A 15,724-nucleotide genomic window follows, 5' to 3' on the forward strand; every position below is an offset into this window, starting at 1 on the left:
CTCAGGCGTCGGTCAGACATCGGTCAGGCGTCGGCCAGGAGGGGGTCGTACGGGGTGCTCGTCCGGCGGCCCGACATGAAGGAGAGGAAGTCGCCCACGAAGGCGCTCCGGCCGTAGGCGCCGTCGGTGGCCGTGAGGTCGCGGTGGAAGGCGGTACGGAAGAGGGTCCGGTACTCGTCCGCGTCGATGGTCCCGCTGCCGTCCTTGTCGGTGGCGTCGAAGAGGACCTCGGCGACGCGGATGAGCGCGGGTCCGGCGAGGGAGGGGACGGAGGCGGCGTACTCGTCGGGGCTGATGCGGCCGTCGCCGTCCGTGTCGAGGGCGGCCTGGAGCTCGCGCCACCATGCGGCGAAGGCGTCGTAGAGCCGGGTCTCCTCGGGTTCGTCCAGGTCGAGGCGGGTGGAGAGTTCGCGGGCCATGGCGGCGAGGTCGGGCCAGTCGAGGTAGCCGTCGCCGGTCTGGTCCAGCACCCGGCGGAAGAAGTCCTCCGCCGAGCGTCGGCCCTCGCCCGTGGCCTCCGATGCTGCCGGGCCCGGGGCCGGGTCGGCGTCGCCGCCCAGCGGTGCGAGGAGGCGGAGCAGGGCCGATGCCCGCTTCATGCGGGCGCGCAGGGCGGTCACGGTCCGGGCGCGGGGGTCGTCGCTGCCGGGCGGGAGTGAGAGGACGTCGATGATGCTCTCGGCGTTGATCCAGCCCGCGGGCAGGAAGCGGGCGAGCCCGGCGGCGAAGTAGGCGCCCTGCATGAGGGTCGGGGCTCCGGGCATCTCCGGCAGGCCGGCCCGGCGCCGGTACGGCTCGGGGAGCGAGGCGACGGTGATCGCGCCGAGGAGCGGACCGGCGACGGCCCGGCCGGCCGCCCACAGCGTCGGCGCGCCGTCGAGCAGCGCCGGGGCGGGCAGGTGGTCGAAGAGCCGGTAGAGGATGACACGGGCCGCCTCGGTGTTCTCCAGTTCGTTCTCGACGACCCTGTCGAAGTACCGCCAGAAGTCGTGGAGTTCCTCGGGGAGTTCGTCGGCGTCGCCGTCGAGCGCGGCGAGGAACGCGCGGTACTCGGCGTACATGCGTTCCATGGTGTCCTGGTCGAGCGGCTGCCCGCTCAGCCGGCACATGGTGACGGCGCTCTCGAAGAGGGTGGCGATCACCCAGGCGCGGGTCGCGCGGTCCATGGCGTCGTAGGCGCGGCCGCGGGAATCGGAGCCGTTCATCCGGGTGTGCAGCCGGTTGAGCCGGGCGGCCTCCCGTTCGCGTACCTCCGGGTCGGCGTCGAACATGCGCCGCATGCTGAGGAAGGTGTTGCGGAGTCGGCGCCAGGGGTGGGCGACGAAGGTGGAGTTGTCGACGAGTGCGGCACCGATCTGCGGGTGAGCGGCCTCCAGTACGGTGGCCCGGATCAACGCCAGCGCCCAGCGCGGGTCGTCGAAGAAGGCATGGAACTGTGATTCCGTGCCGAACAGGGGTGCCTCGTCGCCCGTTCCCATGGTTGCGGTCGTCATGATGGGTCTCCGTTGGTCCGGGGCGGCACTCCGCCGAAGCGGCGGTCGCGGCGCCGATAGGTGTGCAGGCAGGCGAGGAAGTCGGGGGCCCGGAAGTCCGGCCAGAGCGCCTCGGGGAAGATCCACTCGGCGTAGGCGACCTGCCAGAGCATGAAGTTGGAGATGCGCTGCTCGCCGGAGGTACGGATGACGAGGTCCACGTCGGGGGTGTCGGGGAACGGCAGGTGGTCCGCGAAGAGCCGCTCGGTCACCTCGCCGGCGGGCGTCCCGCTGCGGATCAGCGACCTGGCGGCCTCGACGATGTCCCGGCGCCCGCCGTGGTCGAAGGCGACCGTGAGCGTCATCCCCCGGTTGTCGGCCGTCAGCGTCGTCAGGTCGTCGAAGTCCCGGGCCAGCTCACGGGGGATGCGCGAGTCGGCGACCCCGAGGAAGCGGCAGCGGATGCCGCGGGCGAGCAGCAGCGGCGCGTGCTTGCGTACGACCCGGCGGACCAGACGCATCAGGTAGTCGACCTCGCTGCCGGGGCGGTTCCAGTTCTCGGTGGAGAAGGCGTACAAGCTGAGCCACTCGACGCCGGCCGCCCGGGCCGCCTCGATGATGTCGATGACGGTGGTCTCCGCGGCCCGGTGGCCCGCCGTGCGGGGCAGCGAACGCTGCTGCGCCCAGCGGCCGTTGCCGTCCATCACACAGGCCACGTGCCGCGGCACGACACGCGTCGCCGGCCCGTCGGCCCGGCGCTGCTCGCCGGGCCCTTCGATCCGCCGCTCCCGGCCCGGCCGGTCGTCCGGCTGCTGCCCGCCGGGCTCCTCGGCACCCTGTCGCCGGCCAGGCCGGTCCTCCGTCACCCCGCGTGCGCGCGGCACGCCGTGGTCCGTCACGCCCGGCCCCGTCCCCTCCGGAGCGGCACGACCAGTCGTCCCGCGTTCGGTCACGCCCACCCTGTCTCGCCGCCCCCGCCTCGCCCGCGCTCCGCCGGCGCGTTCCCTCCCGAGAGTCTGACTATGTGAAAGGGCCTGACCGGCGGAAACGGGTGACTGTCACCCTTGGCGCGTGCGTTCGTGCCCGCTCAGGGGCCGGCCCTTCTCCTGCCGGGGACGACCGGGCTCGCGGGCGGGGCCTTCGCGGGGAAGTCGATGCCGATCGACAACGGTGCTGTCCTACGAGCGATCGCGCTTGAGCGAGTCCATGATTCCTTCGGCCCGGTGGCGAACACTGTTCACCTTCTGGCGGAGCTTGGCTTTCGTCTGGTCCGTCCTGCCCTCGGCCTCAAGGCGCTCGTGGCCGGTGATCTTTCCGGCGATCTCTTTGAGCCTGCCCTTGGCCTTGTCCATGGCGTCGCTCATGCTCGCGATCCTCCGTCCGATCGGTTCCCACCCTCCACGCTAGGTTCGGTCGCCCCCCGGTGCTCGTCGGCCGAACCCGGCGGCAGCGCCCCGCCCTGCCCGTTCCACATGAGGTGAGGCGGCGGGCACGCGAAAGGTGCAGACTTGTATCGGAGCCTCGCGCGGCCCGCCTCTTACGACGGGCGAGCGGGAGGAGGACACATGACCACGCCACAGGGCAGCACGCCCGGTGCCGGACCGGAGGACACGACCGGCGAGGCGCTCACCGGTCCCGCGGTCGACCCGGCGGACCAGCTCGCACGACTCGGCCGTTCCTGGATCTGGCTCCTCGGCGCGGCGATGGCGACACTCGTACCGGGCATCCTCGTGCTCGTCTGGCCGGACGTGACCCTGCACATCCTGGCCGTACTCATCGGGCTCTACCTGCTGGTGATCGGCGTGTTCCGGTTCGTGTCCGTGTTCGGCCGCGACAGCGGCGACCGCGTGCCCGGCCTGATCGTGGCCGTCCTGTGTGTCCTGGGCGGGGTGCTGTGCCTGAGGAACCCGCTCCAGACGATCGCCGCGCTCTCGCTGATCGTCGGCTCCGTCTGGCTGGTGTCCGGCGTCGTCACCCTGTACTCGGCCATCGCCACCAAGAACATGCCGCACCGCGGCATCGTCATGGCCCTCGCGGCCCTCGGCATCGTCGCGGGGATCGTGGTCCTGGCGCTTCCGGCGGAGTCGGCCCGGGCCCTGACCAGGTTGCTCGGGCTGTGGCTCGTCCTCATGGGCCTGGCCGAAGCCGCGGTCGCCCTGGCGTGGCGGTCGGCCCTGCGCAGGGCGGGCATCCCCCCGGGCCACGACGCGTCCGGCTGAGTGCCGGTGGCATGGCCGGGACTCTGTGAAGCTCCCGGCCGTCGTGGAGTCGGCGTTCCCGATGCGGGTCGCGGATCCGCCGCGCATGCTCGAAGCATGTCCCAGGTGACGACCACCGACCTGTACGAGGTCACGATGGCGCTCTCGTACCTGCGGGAGGACATGCGCGCACCGGCGACTTTCAGTCTCTTCGTGCGCGGCCTCCCGCCGGGGCGCGGCTTCCTCGTCGCCGCGGGACTCGAACCTGCCCTGGACTACCTCTCCCGCTTCCGGGTGAGCGGCTCCGACGTCGAGGAGTTCGCGGAGGTGCTGCGGCGGCCCGTGGAGGACCTCGCACCGCTGCGCGGTCTGTCCTTCGACGGCCAGGTCCGTGCCGTGCCCGAGGGCCGGCTCGTGTTCGCCGGAGAGCCGCTCCTGGAGGTCACCGCACCGCTGCCGCAGGCCCAGCTCGTGGAGACGTACCTGCTGTCCCTCGTCTGTCATCAGACGGCGGTCGCGTCGAAGGCGGCGCGGTGCGTGCTCGCCGGCGCCGGCCGGCCCCTGGTGGACTTCTCCCTGCGCCGCTCCCACGGTCCGGAGGCGGGCATCCAGGCGGCCCGCGTGTGCGCGCTGGTGGGCTTCGCCGGTACGAGCAACGTCGCCGCCGCGCGCCGGTACGGCATCCCGGTGGCGGGCACGATGGCCCACTCGTACGTCGAGGCCTTCGACTCCGAGGAGCAGGCGTTCCGCGCCTTCGCCCGTACCCATCCGGGCCCGGTGACCTTCCTCGTCGACACCTACGACACCGATCGCGGCGTCGCGACGGCCGCACGCGTGCTCGCGGACCTCGGGCTCGGCCCGGAGTGCGGGATCCGTCTCGACAGCGGCGACCTGGGCGCCCAGGCCCACCGGGCCCGTGCCGCGCTCGACGCGGCGGGGCTGCGGGACGTGCGGATCATCGCGAGCGGCGGTCTGGACGAGTACGGCGTCGACCGGCTCGTACGGGAAGGGGCGCCGATCGACGCGTACGCCGTGGGAACGAAGGTCGGCACGGCCGCCGACGCCCCGTACCTGGACGCGGCCTACAAGCTGGTCGAGTACGACGGCCGGCCCGTCATGAAGCTCTCGGCGGCGAAGGTGACCGCTCCGGGCCCGAAGCAGGTCTTCCGCGCTCCCGGCCTCGACGACGTCATCGGCCTGCGGAACGAGGAGCCGCCCGAGGGCACGGAACCGCTGCTGCGGACCGTGATGCGCGGCGGGCTCCGCACGGAACCGCCCACGACCCTGACGGCCTCCCGTACCCGCTGCGAGACCGACATCGCCGCGCTCCCGGAGGCTGCCCGGCGCATCGAAGGCCCGGTGCCGCAGGCGCCCGCGGTGTCGACCCGGCTCGCGGCCCTCACGACCGTCGTACGCCATCGCACCGAGGCGTGGACCGGCTCCGGGCGGTCGGCGCCCGGATGACGTGGCCGCCCGTACGCGCGGAACGGCGCCGGCGGCCCTCCGTCCCGGTCCCGGAGGGCCGAGGCGGCGAAAACGGGCGATCCTGAGAAGTGGGAGGCGTCCGACTCACGTCCGCGCGGCACGACCCGGCAAGGAAGTGACGATCATGGAAACCCAGCGCGGTTCCTACCCTCCGGTGACGGTGACGGCCGTACTCGACAAGCCGCTCTCCCGCTGGCTGTGGCTGGTCAAGTGGTTCCTGGCGATCCCGCACTGGATCGTGTTGTTCTTCCTCTGGATCGCCTTCCTCGTCGTCAGCGTGATCGCGTTCTTCGCCATCCTCTTCACCGAGCGGTTCCCCCGGGGTCTGTTCGACTTCAACCTCGGCGTGCTCCGCTGGTCCTGGCGCGTCTCGTACTACTCGTACGGCGCACTCGGCACCGACCGTTACCCGCCCTTCAGCCTCGGGCCCGAGCCCGACTACCCGGCCCGGCTCGACATCGTCTACCCGGAGCGGCTGTCCCGCTCGATGGTCCTGGTCAAGTGGTGGCTGCTGGCGATCCCCCACTACCTCGTGATCGCCTTCTTCACCGGCGGGATGCGCGCCACGGGCTGGTGGAGCGGCGGCCTGATCACGCTCCTGGCGCTGATCGCGGGCTTCGCCGTGACCTTCACCGAGCGGTATCCGCGCGATCTGTTCGCCCTGATCATCGGGCTGAACCGCTGGGTGTTCCGCGTCGCCGCCTACGCGAGCCTCATGACGGACGCCTACCCGCCCTTCCGCCTCGACCAGGGCGGCGAAGAGCCGGTCGCCCAGGAAGCCCGCTGACGGCGGGACGTTCCCTGTCGGGAAACGCTTCCTCCGGGGTGGCGGCCGAATGGATGAGCCCGTTCCGGTGGATTGGCCGAACTGTGCGTAGACCAGATAGGTGCCTGAGGCATGTAGTGGAGACGGCACCAACGTCCAAGCCACCCGATTCGCCCCTTGCGAGGCCCCCATGACGGAAGCCGTGGCGTTCCCCCAGAACCGGACCTGCCCCTACCACCCACCCACCGCCTACGACCCGTTGCGAGAGGAGCGCCCTCTGTCGCGAGTGACCCTGTGGGACGGGCGCTCCGTGTGGCTCGTCAGTGGGCACTCGGCCGCCCGGACGCTGCTCTCGGACGCGCGTCTGTCCACCGACTCCACCCGGACCGACTTCCCGCTCCCGACCGAGCGGGCCCAGGCCCTGCGCCGGCGCCGGCGCCCCGCCCTGCTCGGCTGGGACGATCCCGAGCACAACGTCCAGCGCCGGATGCTGATCCCGAGTTTCACGCTCAAGCGCGCCGAGCGGCTGCGCCCGCGCATCCAGGAGACCGTGGACGGTCTGCTCGACGCGATGGAGGCCGCGGGCCCGCCGGCCGAACTGGTGAGCGCGTTCGCGCTGCCGGTGCCCTCGATCGTGATCTGCGACCTGCTCGGCGTCCCGTACGAGGACCACGACTTCTTCGAGGAGCAGTCCGCGCGGCTGCTGCGCGGCCCGACGGGCGCGGACACCGAAGACGCGCTCTCCCTGCTCGAGGGCTATCTGGGCGACCTGATCGAACGCAAGCGGAAGAAGCCCGGCGAGGGCGTGCTCGACGACCTGGTGGCACGGCAGTTCGAGGAAGGCGGGCCCGACCGCGAGGAGCTGGTGCAGCTCGCCACGATCCTGCTGATCGCGGGGCACGAGACCACCGCGAACATGATCTCCCTCGGTACGTACACGCTCCTGCGCCACCCCGAGCGGATGGCTGAGCTCCGGGCCGACCCCGGACTCGTGCCGACGGCCGTCGAGGAGCTGCTGCGGTTCCTGTCGATCGCGGACGGGATTCTGCGGGTCGCCCGCGAGGACGTGGAGATCGGCGGCACGGTGATCCGCGCGGGCGAGGGGGTGGTCTTCTCGACCTCCGTCATCAACCGGGACGCCGCCGCCTACGCCGATCCCGACAGCCTGGACTGGTCGCGCTCGGCACGGCACCACCTGGCCTTCGGCTTCGGCATCCACCAGTGCCTGGGGCAGAACCTGGCGCGCGCGGAAATGGAGATCGCGCTCGGGACGCTGCTCCGCCGGCTGCCGGGGCTGCGGCTCGCCGTCCCCGCCGAGGAGATCCCGTTCAAGCCGGGCGACACGATCCAGGGGATGCTCGAACTCCCCGTCACATGGTGAAAAGGCCCGCACGGATGCGCATCTCCATCGACGGGGACGTCTGTATCGGCGCCGGGCAGTGCGCCCTGACCTCCCCGGACTTCTTCACCCAGGACGACGACGGGTTCGGGACGGTGGTCCCCGGCCAGGAGGGAGGCGGCGGCCCACTGGTCCGCGAGGCCGCCCGCGCCTGCCCCGTCCGGGCGATCAACGTCGAGGAGTAGAGAGGAGGCGGGAGCGGGTGCCGGCCGCCGTGCCGTCAGGATCCGATCCGGATCAAGCGGTGCTCGTAGGCGTAGATCACCGCCTGTACCCGATCCCGCAGCCCCAGTTTGGCGAGGATGCGTCCGACGTGTGTCTTCACCGTCCCTTCGGAGAGGAACAGTTGTCGGGCGATCGTAGCGTTGGAGTCGCCGCGCGCGATCAGCAGCAGGACATCGCGCTCCCGGTCCGTGAGCGACGCGACCGGGCCCTCCGCGCCGTGGCGCACCGGGAGGTCGGCGGCCACGTGGTCGAGCAGGCGGCGCGTGGTGGAGGGGGCGATCACCGCATCGCCGCGGTGCACGGTACGGATCGCCGCGAGCAGGTCCTCCGCCGGCGCGTCCTTCACCAGAAAGCCGCTCGCCCCGGCCTGGAGTGCGGCGAAGGCGTGCTCGTCGAGGTCGAAGGTGGTCAGGACGATCACCTTCGGCGCGTCGGGGCGGGCCAGCAGCCGTCGGGTCGCCTCCACCCCGTCGAGTCGCGGCATGCGTACGTCCATCAGCACGATGTCGGCACGGCGGCGGGCGAGCAGTTCCAGCGCCTCGGCGCCGTCACCGGCCTCGCCGACGACTTCCATGTCCTCCTGCGACTCGACGACCATGACGAAGCCGTCCCGCACCATCACCTGGTCGTCCACGAAGACCACCCGGATCGTCATCGCGTCTCTCCTCCCGCTGTCCGTGGCAGCCGTGCCCGGACCAGATAGCCGCGGCCGTCCTCGCCCGCCGGACCGGTGTGCACCGTGCCACCGACCACCGCCATCCGCTCGCGCATCCCGATCAGCCCCTGCCCCGCCCCGTCGCTCACACCGGGCCCGCGCCCGTCGTCGCTCACCTCGACCACGAGCGCCCCGCCCGACCAGTCGAACCGTATCCGGGCCCGGGCTCCGCGGCCCGCATGCTTCAGGGTGTTCGTGAGAGCCTCCTGAACCAGGCGGTGCACGACCAGCCCGGCCGCCTCGCTCATCGGGTACGGCTCCCCGACGACCAGGTGATCCACGGTCAGCCCCGCTGCCCTGACCCGGTCCAGCAGCACCGGCAGTTCCGCCGGCCCGGGTTGCGGATCCCAGGCCTCGGTGACCTCGGGAGCACCGGCGCGCAGTACCCCGAGCAGTCCTCGCATGTCGGTCAGCGCCTGCCGCCCGGTCTCCTCGATCCGGCCGAGCACCTCGGCGGCGCGCTCGGGCCTGGTGCGCGCCGCATAGCGGCCTCCCTGCGCCTGGCTGACGATCACCGACAGGGAGTGGGCGATGACGTCGTGCATCTCCCTGGAAACACGCGCCCGTTCACTCGCCACGGCGCTGCGGGCCCGTTCCTCGCGGTCGGCCTCGGCGCGTGCGGCGCGGGCCAACAGTTCCCCCATATAGGCCAGTTGCATACGGCGGTACGCGCCGAGGCTGACCGCGACCGCTACCACGGCCAGGAGCAGGCCGGCCAAGTACGCCACCGGTACGGGCATGCGACCGGGGCCTCCGGCGGCGGACCAGACCGCGGCCGTGACAGCTGCCGTCGCGCCGACGGTCAGGGCGACGAGCCGGGACCGGTCTCCGCCGTGGGCCGTGTACGCGTACAGCGCGATCGGGAACACCAGCAGCGAGGGCAGTAGTGGCAGCCCTCCGGCTCCGGCGAGTTGCGCGGTTCCCGCCGCGGTGACCACGGCGAACGACAGCGTCGGCGCGACACGCCGCCAGGCCAGGGCGGCATGTCCGACGAGTACCGCGACCGCGAACGGCAGCAGTCGGTTCCTCGGTACCGCCAGCCACAGCAGTGTCAGAGACCACGCGCCGACCGGCACCGCGACGACGGCCGCGAGCAGGATGTCCCTCGGCGCGGGACGCGGTATCAGTACCCGCACTGTGCGCACTCCCTCCTGGTGCGGCGCCCGTACGAGAGAACGGCCCCGGCGAGCGACAGACCGAACAACGACCAGCTGCCGTACACCGCTGTGATGACAAGGAAGTTGTCATCGGCGGACCCGAACGGTAGCTCGGGTCCGCCGAGCAGACGGTTGACGCCGGCGAAGACCGGGATCAGACCCTGCAAGATGTGCACGGAGGCCAGGCTCCATCCAGCGAGCAGCGGCATCCATCGCGGGAGCCCGCGGCCCCACGGCCGTACCAACGCCAGGGCGAGCAGCACACTCCCGGCCAGCAGCAGCGCCGACATGACCGGGGCGCCGGTCTCCTCGAAGTCCGCGGGGCGGCCGAACCCACCGCCCAGCCACCAGGAGAACTTCACCGCCGGATACACGCACGCCAGCGCGCAGGCCGCGTATCCCGGCCAGGCCGGCTGCCACACCTCCCCGCCGGCCGTGCGGCCGCACCTGGCACAGCCGGCCCCCGTCGCTCGTTGGTACGCCAGTACGGTCCTCGCCAGCGCGACGGCCGCGACGAACGCCACCGCTCGTGTCAGGAAACCGGGCCAGTCGACCTGTGCGAAGTCGCCGGCAGGGATGCCGGTGACCCAGAAGAAGGCGCGAAAGCCGTCGAAGACGACTCCGACCGCGGCCCACAGCAGCAGCGCGGACGCGATCCAGCCCACGGCCATGACCGGCCGCCGCCCCACCCCACGCGAGATGGCGAGCGCCGCGCCCAGTCCCAGTACGCCGGCGACCCAGGGCGCCCAGTCCGGGACGATGCCCAGGGAACTGATGTAGTCCCGTCCGCCGGGCAGGTACGGCTGGACGGCGCAGGCCACGAGAGTGGCGGCGGCGCCTACGGCACTCACGGCCGGCGGTAAGGACCTGGACACGGCCACAGATGTCGTCTTGCCCTCGCTCGTCATGCTCTCGCTCGTCTTGCTCTCGCTCGTCATGCGCCTACCGTGGCCGCCGCGGCACCCTGCGCGCGTCTGCCTGAAGTCTCGATGCGGTACGACCTGAGGCAGAGATCTCTCCGTATCGCCATGAGCCACGGGGCGCCGGCGCCCGGGCGCCCCGACCCTGACAGGGGGATCGGAGGACGCGGAACCGGGCGTTCCCGTCAGCGCCGGCGGAGCTCACCGAACCAGCGCACGATCGACGACGTGGCTGCCACGTTGGACCCCAGGTGACGGGATCCGTGGTAGTCCACGTCACCCAGATCGACGACCGGGACGTCCACGCCGTTCCTGAGCAGAGCCGTCCGGCAGTGCTCGGTGTTGTCGGTGACGGCCTGCTCGTCTCCCCTCGCCATGTAGAGCCGCACCGGGGCGCGAGGGGTCCAGTCGGCGCATACGGCGTCGGTCGCGCGCAGCGCCTCCGCCAGCGGCCCCGTCGGTTGCGCCAGCAACGTGCGGCCGTGCTCGGTCAGCAGCTCGTCCAGCGCCCCCGGGGTGCCCCGCATCAGCTGCTCCCCCGTGTGGGCGCCGTCGAAGAGCGCCTCGACGGTGCTGTCGTAGGGGGCACGGAAGACCTCGCCGGGACTGTCGTAGAGGTGGTGGAGCCGGTTGAACGCGACGAGGGTGTACGCCGCGTACAGCACACTGGACTTGGGCTCCAGCCGGCCCGCGAGCAGCGCGGGCAACTCCGCGCCGCCGAAGTCGTACGCGCCGCTGACCGGTGCCAGCGCGCCCAATCTGAACCAGCGGTCCTCACCTGCCTGCAGAGCACGGCCGAGACCCAGCGCCGCCGAGGCGCCCTGCGAGAAGCCGGTGACCATGACCTCGCGCTCCAGCACGTGTCCGGTCCGGGGCGCGAAGGCGCGGGCCGCCCGCAGCATGTCGAGGGACGCCGTGGTCTCGGAGTCGATGTCCATCCAGGGGTGCAAGCCCGGTCCCTTGCCCATCCCCAGGTAGTCGGGCGCGACGGCCGCGGCACCGGCCGCCGCGTGCGCGATCACCGGCGCGGACACGAACCTGGCGCGCTGCATGGACGGGGAATCGTCCTTGTGGCTGCCGGTGCCGTGCGCGAAGGAGACCGTCCGCAGCCGTCCCTCGCTCGTGAGCGGCAGCACGAACAGCCCGCTCGCGGTGGTGGGTTGTCCGTAGGCGTCCACGGTCCGGTAGATCAGCCGGTACGCGACCACGCCGTGCCGGACGGTGTCGTCGTCGAAGCCGGCGGCGCCCAGCTCGGTGGACACGGCCTGCGGGGTCGCGAGCGTGTACAGCTTCTCGGCGGACACCAGCGTGCCTCGGCCACGCTGCTCATGCTGCTGGACCCGGGCATCCGCGGCGGGCGGAGCGGCGGCGGTGGCGACGGCGGGTGCGCCCAGCAGCAGGACGCAGCAGACGGCGGCCACTTGCGCCCGGCGACCGCGAAGGTGCCGGGTTCCGCTGCGCGACGATGTCGAGGTGGAGATGTCCACGAGTTACCCCAAGTGCGAGTCGATGACGACCCCTTCAGCCTCACGCGTTGCGGTGTTCGGCGCACGGGTGCAGGCCCCCGGATCCTCCTGGTGCCCGCCCCCGGTCACGGTGCGAACTCCAGGCGCTCTGCGTCCGCAAAGCGGGGCTCTCCCCTCCAGTACTCCCGGCCCGGCGGCGGCCCGATTCAGCCGTGGACGCCCGGGAATTGACGCACTGTCAGGGGCGCATCATACACAGGATGTTTGGGGGCAAGTCGGTAGACCTCGGCGCGGACATGGAGGTCGATTCCGGGCAGTGGACGGCTCTTGACGGTGCTTTGGCGTTGTGCGAATCTCTCGACAGGTCTGGACCAATGACTTTCATCGGGTGGGGCGGAAACACCAGACGCCCCGGGGCAACCTGAAAGTCCGGCCGTCCTGACCGCACACGGCCGTCGGCCGGTCCCCGGGGGGTGGACCGACGTCACACGGCGGCCGGTGCCGTTGTCGAACCCGGCTACCGCAGACAGCCGTTGGCGCCCGAAGCGCCGACGTGCGGCAGCCCGGTCCCCGCGCCGCGTCCGCACGTTCACCCGTGCTGCTCCACCACTCCGCTCCGACGTCCTAAGTGAGCCGCCGATGTCCGAAGTCCTCTCCCTGGCCGACCGCATTCCGGCCTCCCCGGCTCAGCAAGGGGTCTGGCTGACCGATCGACTCGGCCTGGCCCGCGAGGCGTTCCACATGCCGGTGCGGATCTCCTTCGACCGGGTCGACACGGCGGCGCTGAGCCACGCGGTGGCCGCCGTGACCAGGCGCCATCCGGCCCTTGCCGCTCGCCTGGTGGAGCGTGACGGCCAGGTCTGGCAGGAACCCGCGGCGCAGCGGCCCGAACTGGTGCAGCTCGAAGCGCCCGTGGACGAGGCCGACCTGGAGCGGCGGCTGGAGGAGGAGGCCGCTCGTCCGTTCCCCCTGGAGACCGGACCGCTCAGCCGCTTCACCCTGCACCGGCGGGCGGACGGGAGCGCCGAGCTGCTGGTCACCGCCCACCACTCGGTCTTCGACGGCAACTCCAAGGACCTCCTGGTACGGGACCTCGCGGCCGCCTACGGCTCGGCGCCCCTGCCCGTGACCACCCCGCAGGACGCGGCGGACGCGCCGGTCGCGCCGAGAGCCGAACCGGACACCGTACGACGGGCTGCCGAGTGGTACGGGCCGCGCTGGGCCGCCGCCACCGAACCGGTGCTGCCCGGTGCGCCGCGCACCCCGACCGTCGCCGGCGCAGGTGAGGCGGTCGAGTGGCGCCTCGACGGCGTCGAGGCAAGCGAGTTGGCCGCCGCGGCAGCCCTCGGCGGCACCACCGTCTTCGAGTTCCTGCTGGCTGCCCTGCACGGGCTGCTGCGCCGCTACGGCGGCGAAGCGGTGCCGGTGTCCGTACCGCTCTCCACGCGGACGCCCGAACTGTGCGAGGAAATAGGGCTGTTCGTCAATGAGCTGCCCGTCCACGCGCCCGCGGCCGATGCGTCGCAGACCTTCATCGACTTCGCCGCCGCCGTCCGGGCCGAGCTGCGGGCCGGCTACCCGTACCGCAGCGTGCCCTTCGGCAGCGCGGTCACCGGGCTGAGCCCCCGCGTCGGCCTGACCGCGGTCTCGCTCGGCTACCGCCGGCGCGGCCCCGACCCGGACTTCGCGGGCACCGGCGCCCGGATCGCCTGGGCCGTGCACAACCGGACCGCCCGCAACACCCTCCACCTCCAGATCGTCGAGGCCCCCGACTCCCCCGGCACCACGGGTACCCCGGGTGGCGGCATCGACTTCAGCCTCCAGTACGACCCGGCCGTGCTCGACCCGGACGCCGCCCGCCGGATCGCCGGGCACTACAGCACCCTGCTCGCCGGCGCGGTCGCCACACCCGGCGCCCGGCTGCTGGACCTGCCGCTCCTGGACGCCGCCGAACTCCGGGCCGTCACCACCGCACCGAACGCCACCGACCGGCCCTATCCGGCCGACCGGACCGTGCTCGACCTGGTGCGCGCCCAGGCCGCCGCCACCCCCGACGCGATCGCGGTCAGCGCGACCGGTCGCCACCTCACCTACCGCGAACTGCTCCTCCGTGCCAAGCAGTTGGCCGCAGTACTGCGGGCCGGCGGCGTCCGGCCCGGCGACCTCGTCGCCCTCCACCTGGATCGCACCGCCGACCTGCCCGCCGCGCTGCTCGCCACCCTCGCCACCGGCGCGGCCTACCTGCCGCTGGACCCCGGCTATCCGGCCGAGCGCCTCGCCCTCGTCCTGCGCGACTCCGGCGCCGTTCTGGTGCTCGCCGACCGCGAGCCCTCCCCCCTGGTCGCCGATGCCGCCCCCGCGGTCCTGCGGCTCCCCGCGCCGTCGGCGCCGCAGGACCCGGCCGAGGCCGCGCCCGAGGCCGCCCCCGACACCGCGCCCGACGTCGCCCCCGGTCCGGACGACGTCGCGTACGTCCTCTACACCTCCGGCTCCACGGGCCGCCCCAAGGGCGTCGAGGTCGGCCACCGGGCGTTGGTCAACCTGCTCACCTCCTTCGCCGACCGGCTCGACTCCGGCCCTCGGCACGCCTGGCTCGGCCTGACCTCGCTCTCGTTCGACATCTCCGCTCTGGAGCTCTACCTGCCGCTGATCACCGGTGGCCGTCTGGTCCTGGCCCCGGACGGCCTCGCCGTCGACGGCCCCGGACTGCTCACGCTGATCGGCTCCGAGGGCGTCACCCACGTCCAGGCCACCCCGTCCGGATGGCGGGTCATGCTCACGGCGGGGACCGGCGTCGACGCGCTCACCACTGTCACGGGCCTGGCCGGCGGCGAGGCGCTTCCGCTCCCGCTCGCCCGCGAACTGCGCGCGCGCACCGCCCGGCTGTTCAATGTGTACGGGCCCACGGAGACCACCATCTGGTCCACCTGCGCCGAGCTCCCCGCCGAGCCCGCGCGGGTACGGATCGGCCGCCCCATCGCCAACACCCAGGTCTATGTCGTCGACGAGCAGCTGCGTCCCACCCCTCTCGGCATCCCCGGAGAGCTGCTGATCGGCGGGGACGGCGTCGCTCACGGCTACCTCGGCCGCCCCGAACTCACCGCCGAGCGCTTCGTACCGAACCCGTTCGGCCCGCCCGACACCCGGCTCTACCGCACCGGGGACCAGGCCGTGTGGACGCCCGACGGCGAACTCGACTTCCTCGGCCGGATCGACGACCAGGTCAAGATCCGCGGCCACCGGATCGAACTCGGCGAGATCGAGTCCGCCCTCCTTGAGCACCCTGCCCTCGCCCAGGCCGCCGTCGCCGTCCGCACCGAGGAGGACGGTGAGCCGTTCCTGGCCGGCTATCTGGTCCCGGCCGCCGGCGGCTCATCGCCCGCCCCCGCCGAGCTGCGCGACCACCTGATGCGCACGCTGCCGGCCGCGATGGCGCCGCAGCGCTGGCTCACCATGGAGCGTCTGCCGCTCACCCCGAACGGCAAGCTGGACCGGCGGGCCCTGCCGGTACCGCCACGCGAGGCTCCGGCGCCACAGGCCGCCGATACCCCTGCCGAACCCGGCACCCGTGCCGATGCCGATACCGGCGACGAGACGACCGCGACGGTCCGCCGGATCTGGGCCGAGGTGCTGAACCTGCCCGATGTCGGCCCCGAGGACGACCTGTTCGACCTCGGCGGGCATTCACTGACGGTGGTTCAGATCGCCGCTCGGATCCGCGACGCGCTCGGCGTGGACGTGGACTTCGACATCTTCTTCGACGTCCCGACCCCGGCCGGCATCGCCGCCGCCGTCCGCGACCGCCAGTAGGCCGCCCCTTCGCCCGCTCTGCCGGGCACAGCCGCCACGGGGTGTCTCGCCGATCAGGCCGGACTCGCGGGGTCTGACACCTCGCCGCGTCGTCGTCGGCCGCCGACGCCC

13 protein-coding genes are annotated in these 15,724 nt (G+C 72.6%); 6 read left to right on the forward strand and 7 right to left on the reverse strand.

The window, feature by feature from the left end:
* Positions 1–23: 23 nt before the first annotated feature.
* The 3 genes from ACZ6K0_RS11290 to ACZ6K0_RS11300 form a co-directional block, all read right to left on the reverse strand.
* Positions 24–1,493 carry an oxygenase MpaB family protein gene (locus ACZ6K0_RS11290; RefSeq protein WP_469231638.1) on the reverse strand — a complete coding sequence of 490 codons (1,470 nt, stop codon included), beginning with the start codon at positions 1,491–1,493 and terminating at the stop codon, positions 24–26.
* On the reverse strand, positions 1,490–2,176 hold the full coding sequence (uppS, locus tag ACZ6K0_RS11295) for a polyprenyl diphosphate synthase (protein WP_376409402.1): 687 nt from the start codon (positions 2,174–2,176) through the stop codon (positions 1,490–1,492). The genes ACZ6K0_RS11290 and uppS overlap by 4 nt, the downstream gene beginning before the upstream one ends.
* Before the next feature lie 474 nt (positions 2,177–2,650).
* Complete coding sequence (locus tag ACZ6K0_RS11300) at positions 2,651–2,836, reverse strand: CsbD family protein (protein ID WP_469231640.1); 186 nt, start codon at positions 2,834–2,836, stop codon at positions 2,651–2,653.
* A gap of 201 nt (positions 2,837–3,037) precedes the next feature.
* On the opposite strand from ACZ6K0_RS11300, the gene ACZ6K0_RS11305 reads away from it, so the two are divergent.
* From ACZ6K0_RS11305 to ACZ6K0_RS11325, 5 genes are all read left to right on the forward strand, one after another.
* The gene (locus ACZ6K0_RS11305; protein ID WP_469231642.1) at positions 3,038–3,691 is read left to right on the forward strand and encodes an HdeD family acid-resistance protein; all 654 of its coding nucleotides are present in this window, start codon (positions 3,038–3,040) and stop codon (positions 3,689–3,691) included.
* Between the two features lie 96 nt (positions 3,692–3,787).
* Complete coding sequence (locus ACZ6K0_RS11310; RefSeq protein ID WP_469231644.1) at positions 3,788–5,134, forward strand: nicotinate phosphoribosyltransferase; 1,347 nt, start codon at positions 3,788–3,790, stop codon at positions 5,132–5,134.
* A 145-nt stretch (positions 5,135–5,279) separates the two neighbouring features.
* Complete coding sequence (locus tag ACZ6K0_RS11315) at positions 5,280–5,942, forward strand: DUF4389 domain-containing protein (RefSeq protein ID WP_376409066.1); 663 nt, start codon at positions 5,280–5,282, stop codon at positions 5,940–5,942.
* A 169-nt stretch (positions 5,943–6,111) separates the two neighbouring features.
* A complete protein-coding gene (locus tag ACZ6K0_RS11320) occupies positions 6,112–7,302 on the forward strand; it encodes a cytochrome P450 (protein ID WP_376409063.1) in 1,191 nt (396 codons plus the stop codon).
* 14 nt (positions 7,303–7,316) lie between these two features.
* On the forward strand, positions 7,317–7,505 hold the full coding sequence (locus tag ACZ6K0_RS11325) for a ferredoxin (RefSeq protein WP_469231647.1): 189 nt from the start codon (positions 7,317–7,319) through the stop codon (positions 7,503–7,505).
* 35 nt (positions 7,506–7,540) lie between these two features.
* Here the strand turns inward: ACZ6K0_RS11325 and ACZ6K0_RS11330 are convergent, their stop codons facing one another.
* The 4 genes from ACZ6K0_RS11330 to ACZ6K0_RS11345 form a co-directional block, all read right to left on the reverse strand.
* Positions 7,541–8,200 carry a response regulator gene (locus tag ACZ6K0_RS11330; protein WP_469231655.1) on the reverse strand — a complete coding sequence of 220 codons (660 nt, stop codon included), beginning with the start codon at positions 8,198–8,200 and terminating at the stop codon, positions 7,541–7,543.
* Positions 8,197–9,396, reverse strand: coding sequence for a sensor histidine kinase (locus tag ACZ6K0_RS11335; protein ID WP_469231663.1), 1,200 nt, complete (start codon positions 9,394–9,396; stop codon positions 8,197–8,199). Before ACZ6K0_RS11335 ends, ACZ6K0_RS11330 begins: the two co-directional genes overlap by 4 nt.
* Complete coding sequence (locus tag ACZ6K0_RS11340; protein WP_469231665.1) at positions 9,384–10,355, reverse strand: hypothetical protein; 972 nt, start codon at positions 10,353–10,355, stop codon at positions 9,384–9,386. The genes ACZ6K0_RS11335 and ACZ6K0_RS11340 overlap by 13 nt, the downstream gene beginning before the upstream one ends.
* Before the next feature lie 167 nt (positions 10,356–10,522).
* Positions 10,523–11,758 (reverse strand): lipase, encoded by a 1,236-nt coding sequence (locus ACZ6K0_RS11345; protein WP_469231666.1) that lies wholly within the window; start codon positions 11,756–11,758, stop codon positions 10,523–10,525.
* 684 nt (positions 11,759–12,442) lie between these two features.
* On the opposite strand from ACZ6K0_RS11345, the gene ACZ6K0_RS11350 reads away from it, so the two are divergent.
* Positions 12,443–15,613 (forward strand): non-ribosomal peptide synthetase, encoded by a 3,171-nt coding sequence (locus ACZ6K0_RS11350; RefSeq protein ID WP_469231668.1) that lies wholly within the window; start codon positions 12,443–12,445, stop codon positions 15,611–15,613.
* The last annotated feature ends 111 nt before the right edge of the window (positions 15,614–15,724 follow it).

Source organism: Streptomyces sp. NPDC042346, from assembly GCF_055581845.1.

Bases quoted from the DNA above. Each gene is read 5' to 3' on its own strand.
- ACZ6K0_RS11330 (WP_469231655.1), bottom strand. From the start codon at position 8,200: ATGACGATCCGGGTGGTCTTCGTGGACGACCAGGTGATGGTGCGGGAC.
- ACZ6K0_RS11340 (WP_469231665.1), bottom strand. From the start codon at position 10,355: ATGACGAGCGAGAGCAAGACGAGCGAGAGCATGACGAGCGAGGGCAAG.
- ACZ6K0_RS11305 (WP_469231642.1), top strand. From the start codon at position 3,038: ATGACCACGCCACAGGGCAGCACGCCCGGTGCCGGACCGGAGGACACG.
- uppS (WP_376409402.1), bottom strand. From the start codon at position 2,176: ATGGACGGCAACGGCCGCTGGGCGCAGCAGCGTTCGCTGCCCCGCACG.
- ACZ6K0_RS11350 (WP_469231668.1), top strand. From the start codon at position 12,443: ATGTCCGAAGTCCTCTCCCTGGCCGACCGCATTCCGGCCTCCCCGGCT.
- ACZ6K0_RS11300 (WP_469231640.1), bottom strand. From the start codon at position 2,836: ATGAGCGACGCCATGGACAAGGCCAAGGGCAGGCTCAAAGAGATCGCC.
- ACZ6K0_RS11325 (WP_469231647.1), top strand. From the start codon at position 7,317: ATGCGCATCTCCATCGACGGGGACGTCTGTATCGGCGCCGGGCAGTGC.
- ACZ6K0_RS11315 (WP_376409066.1), top strand. From the start codon at position 5,280: ATGGAAACCCAGCGCGGTTCCTACCCTCCGGTGACGGTGACGGCCGTA.
- ACZ6K0_RS11290 (WP_469231638.1), bottom strand. From the start codon at position 1,493: ATGACGACCGCAACCATGGGAACGGGCGACGAGGCACCCCTGTTCGGC.
- ACZ6K0_RS11310 (WP_469231644.1), top strand. From the start codon at position 3,788: ATGTCCCAGGTGACGACCACCGACCTGTACGAGGTCACGATGGCGCTC.
- ACZ6K0_RS11320 (WP_376409063.1), top strand. From the start codon at position 6,112: ATGACGGAAGCCGTGGCGTTCCCCCAGAACCGGACCTGCCCCTACCAC.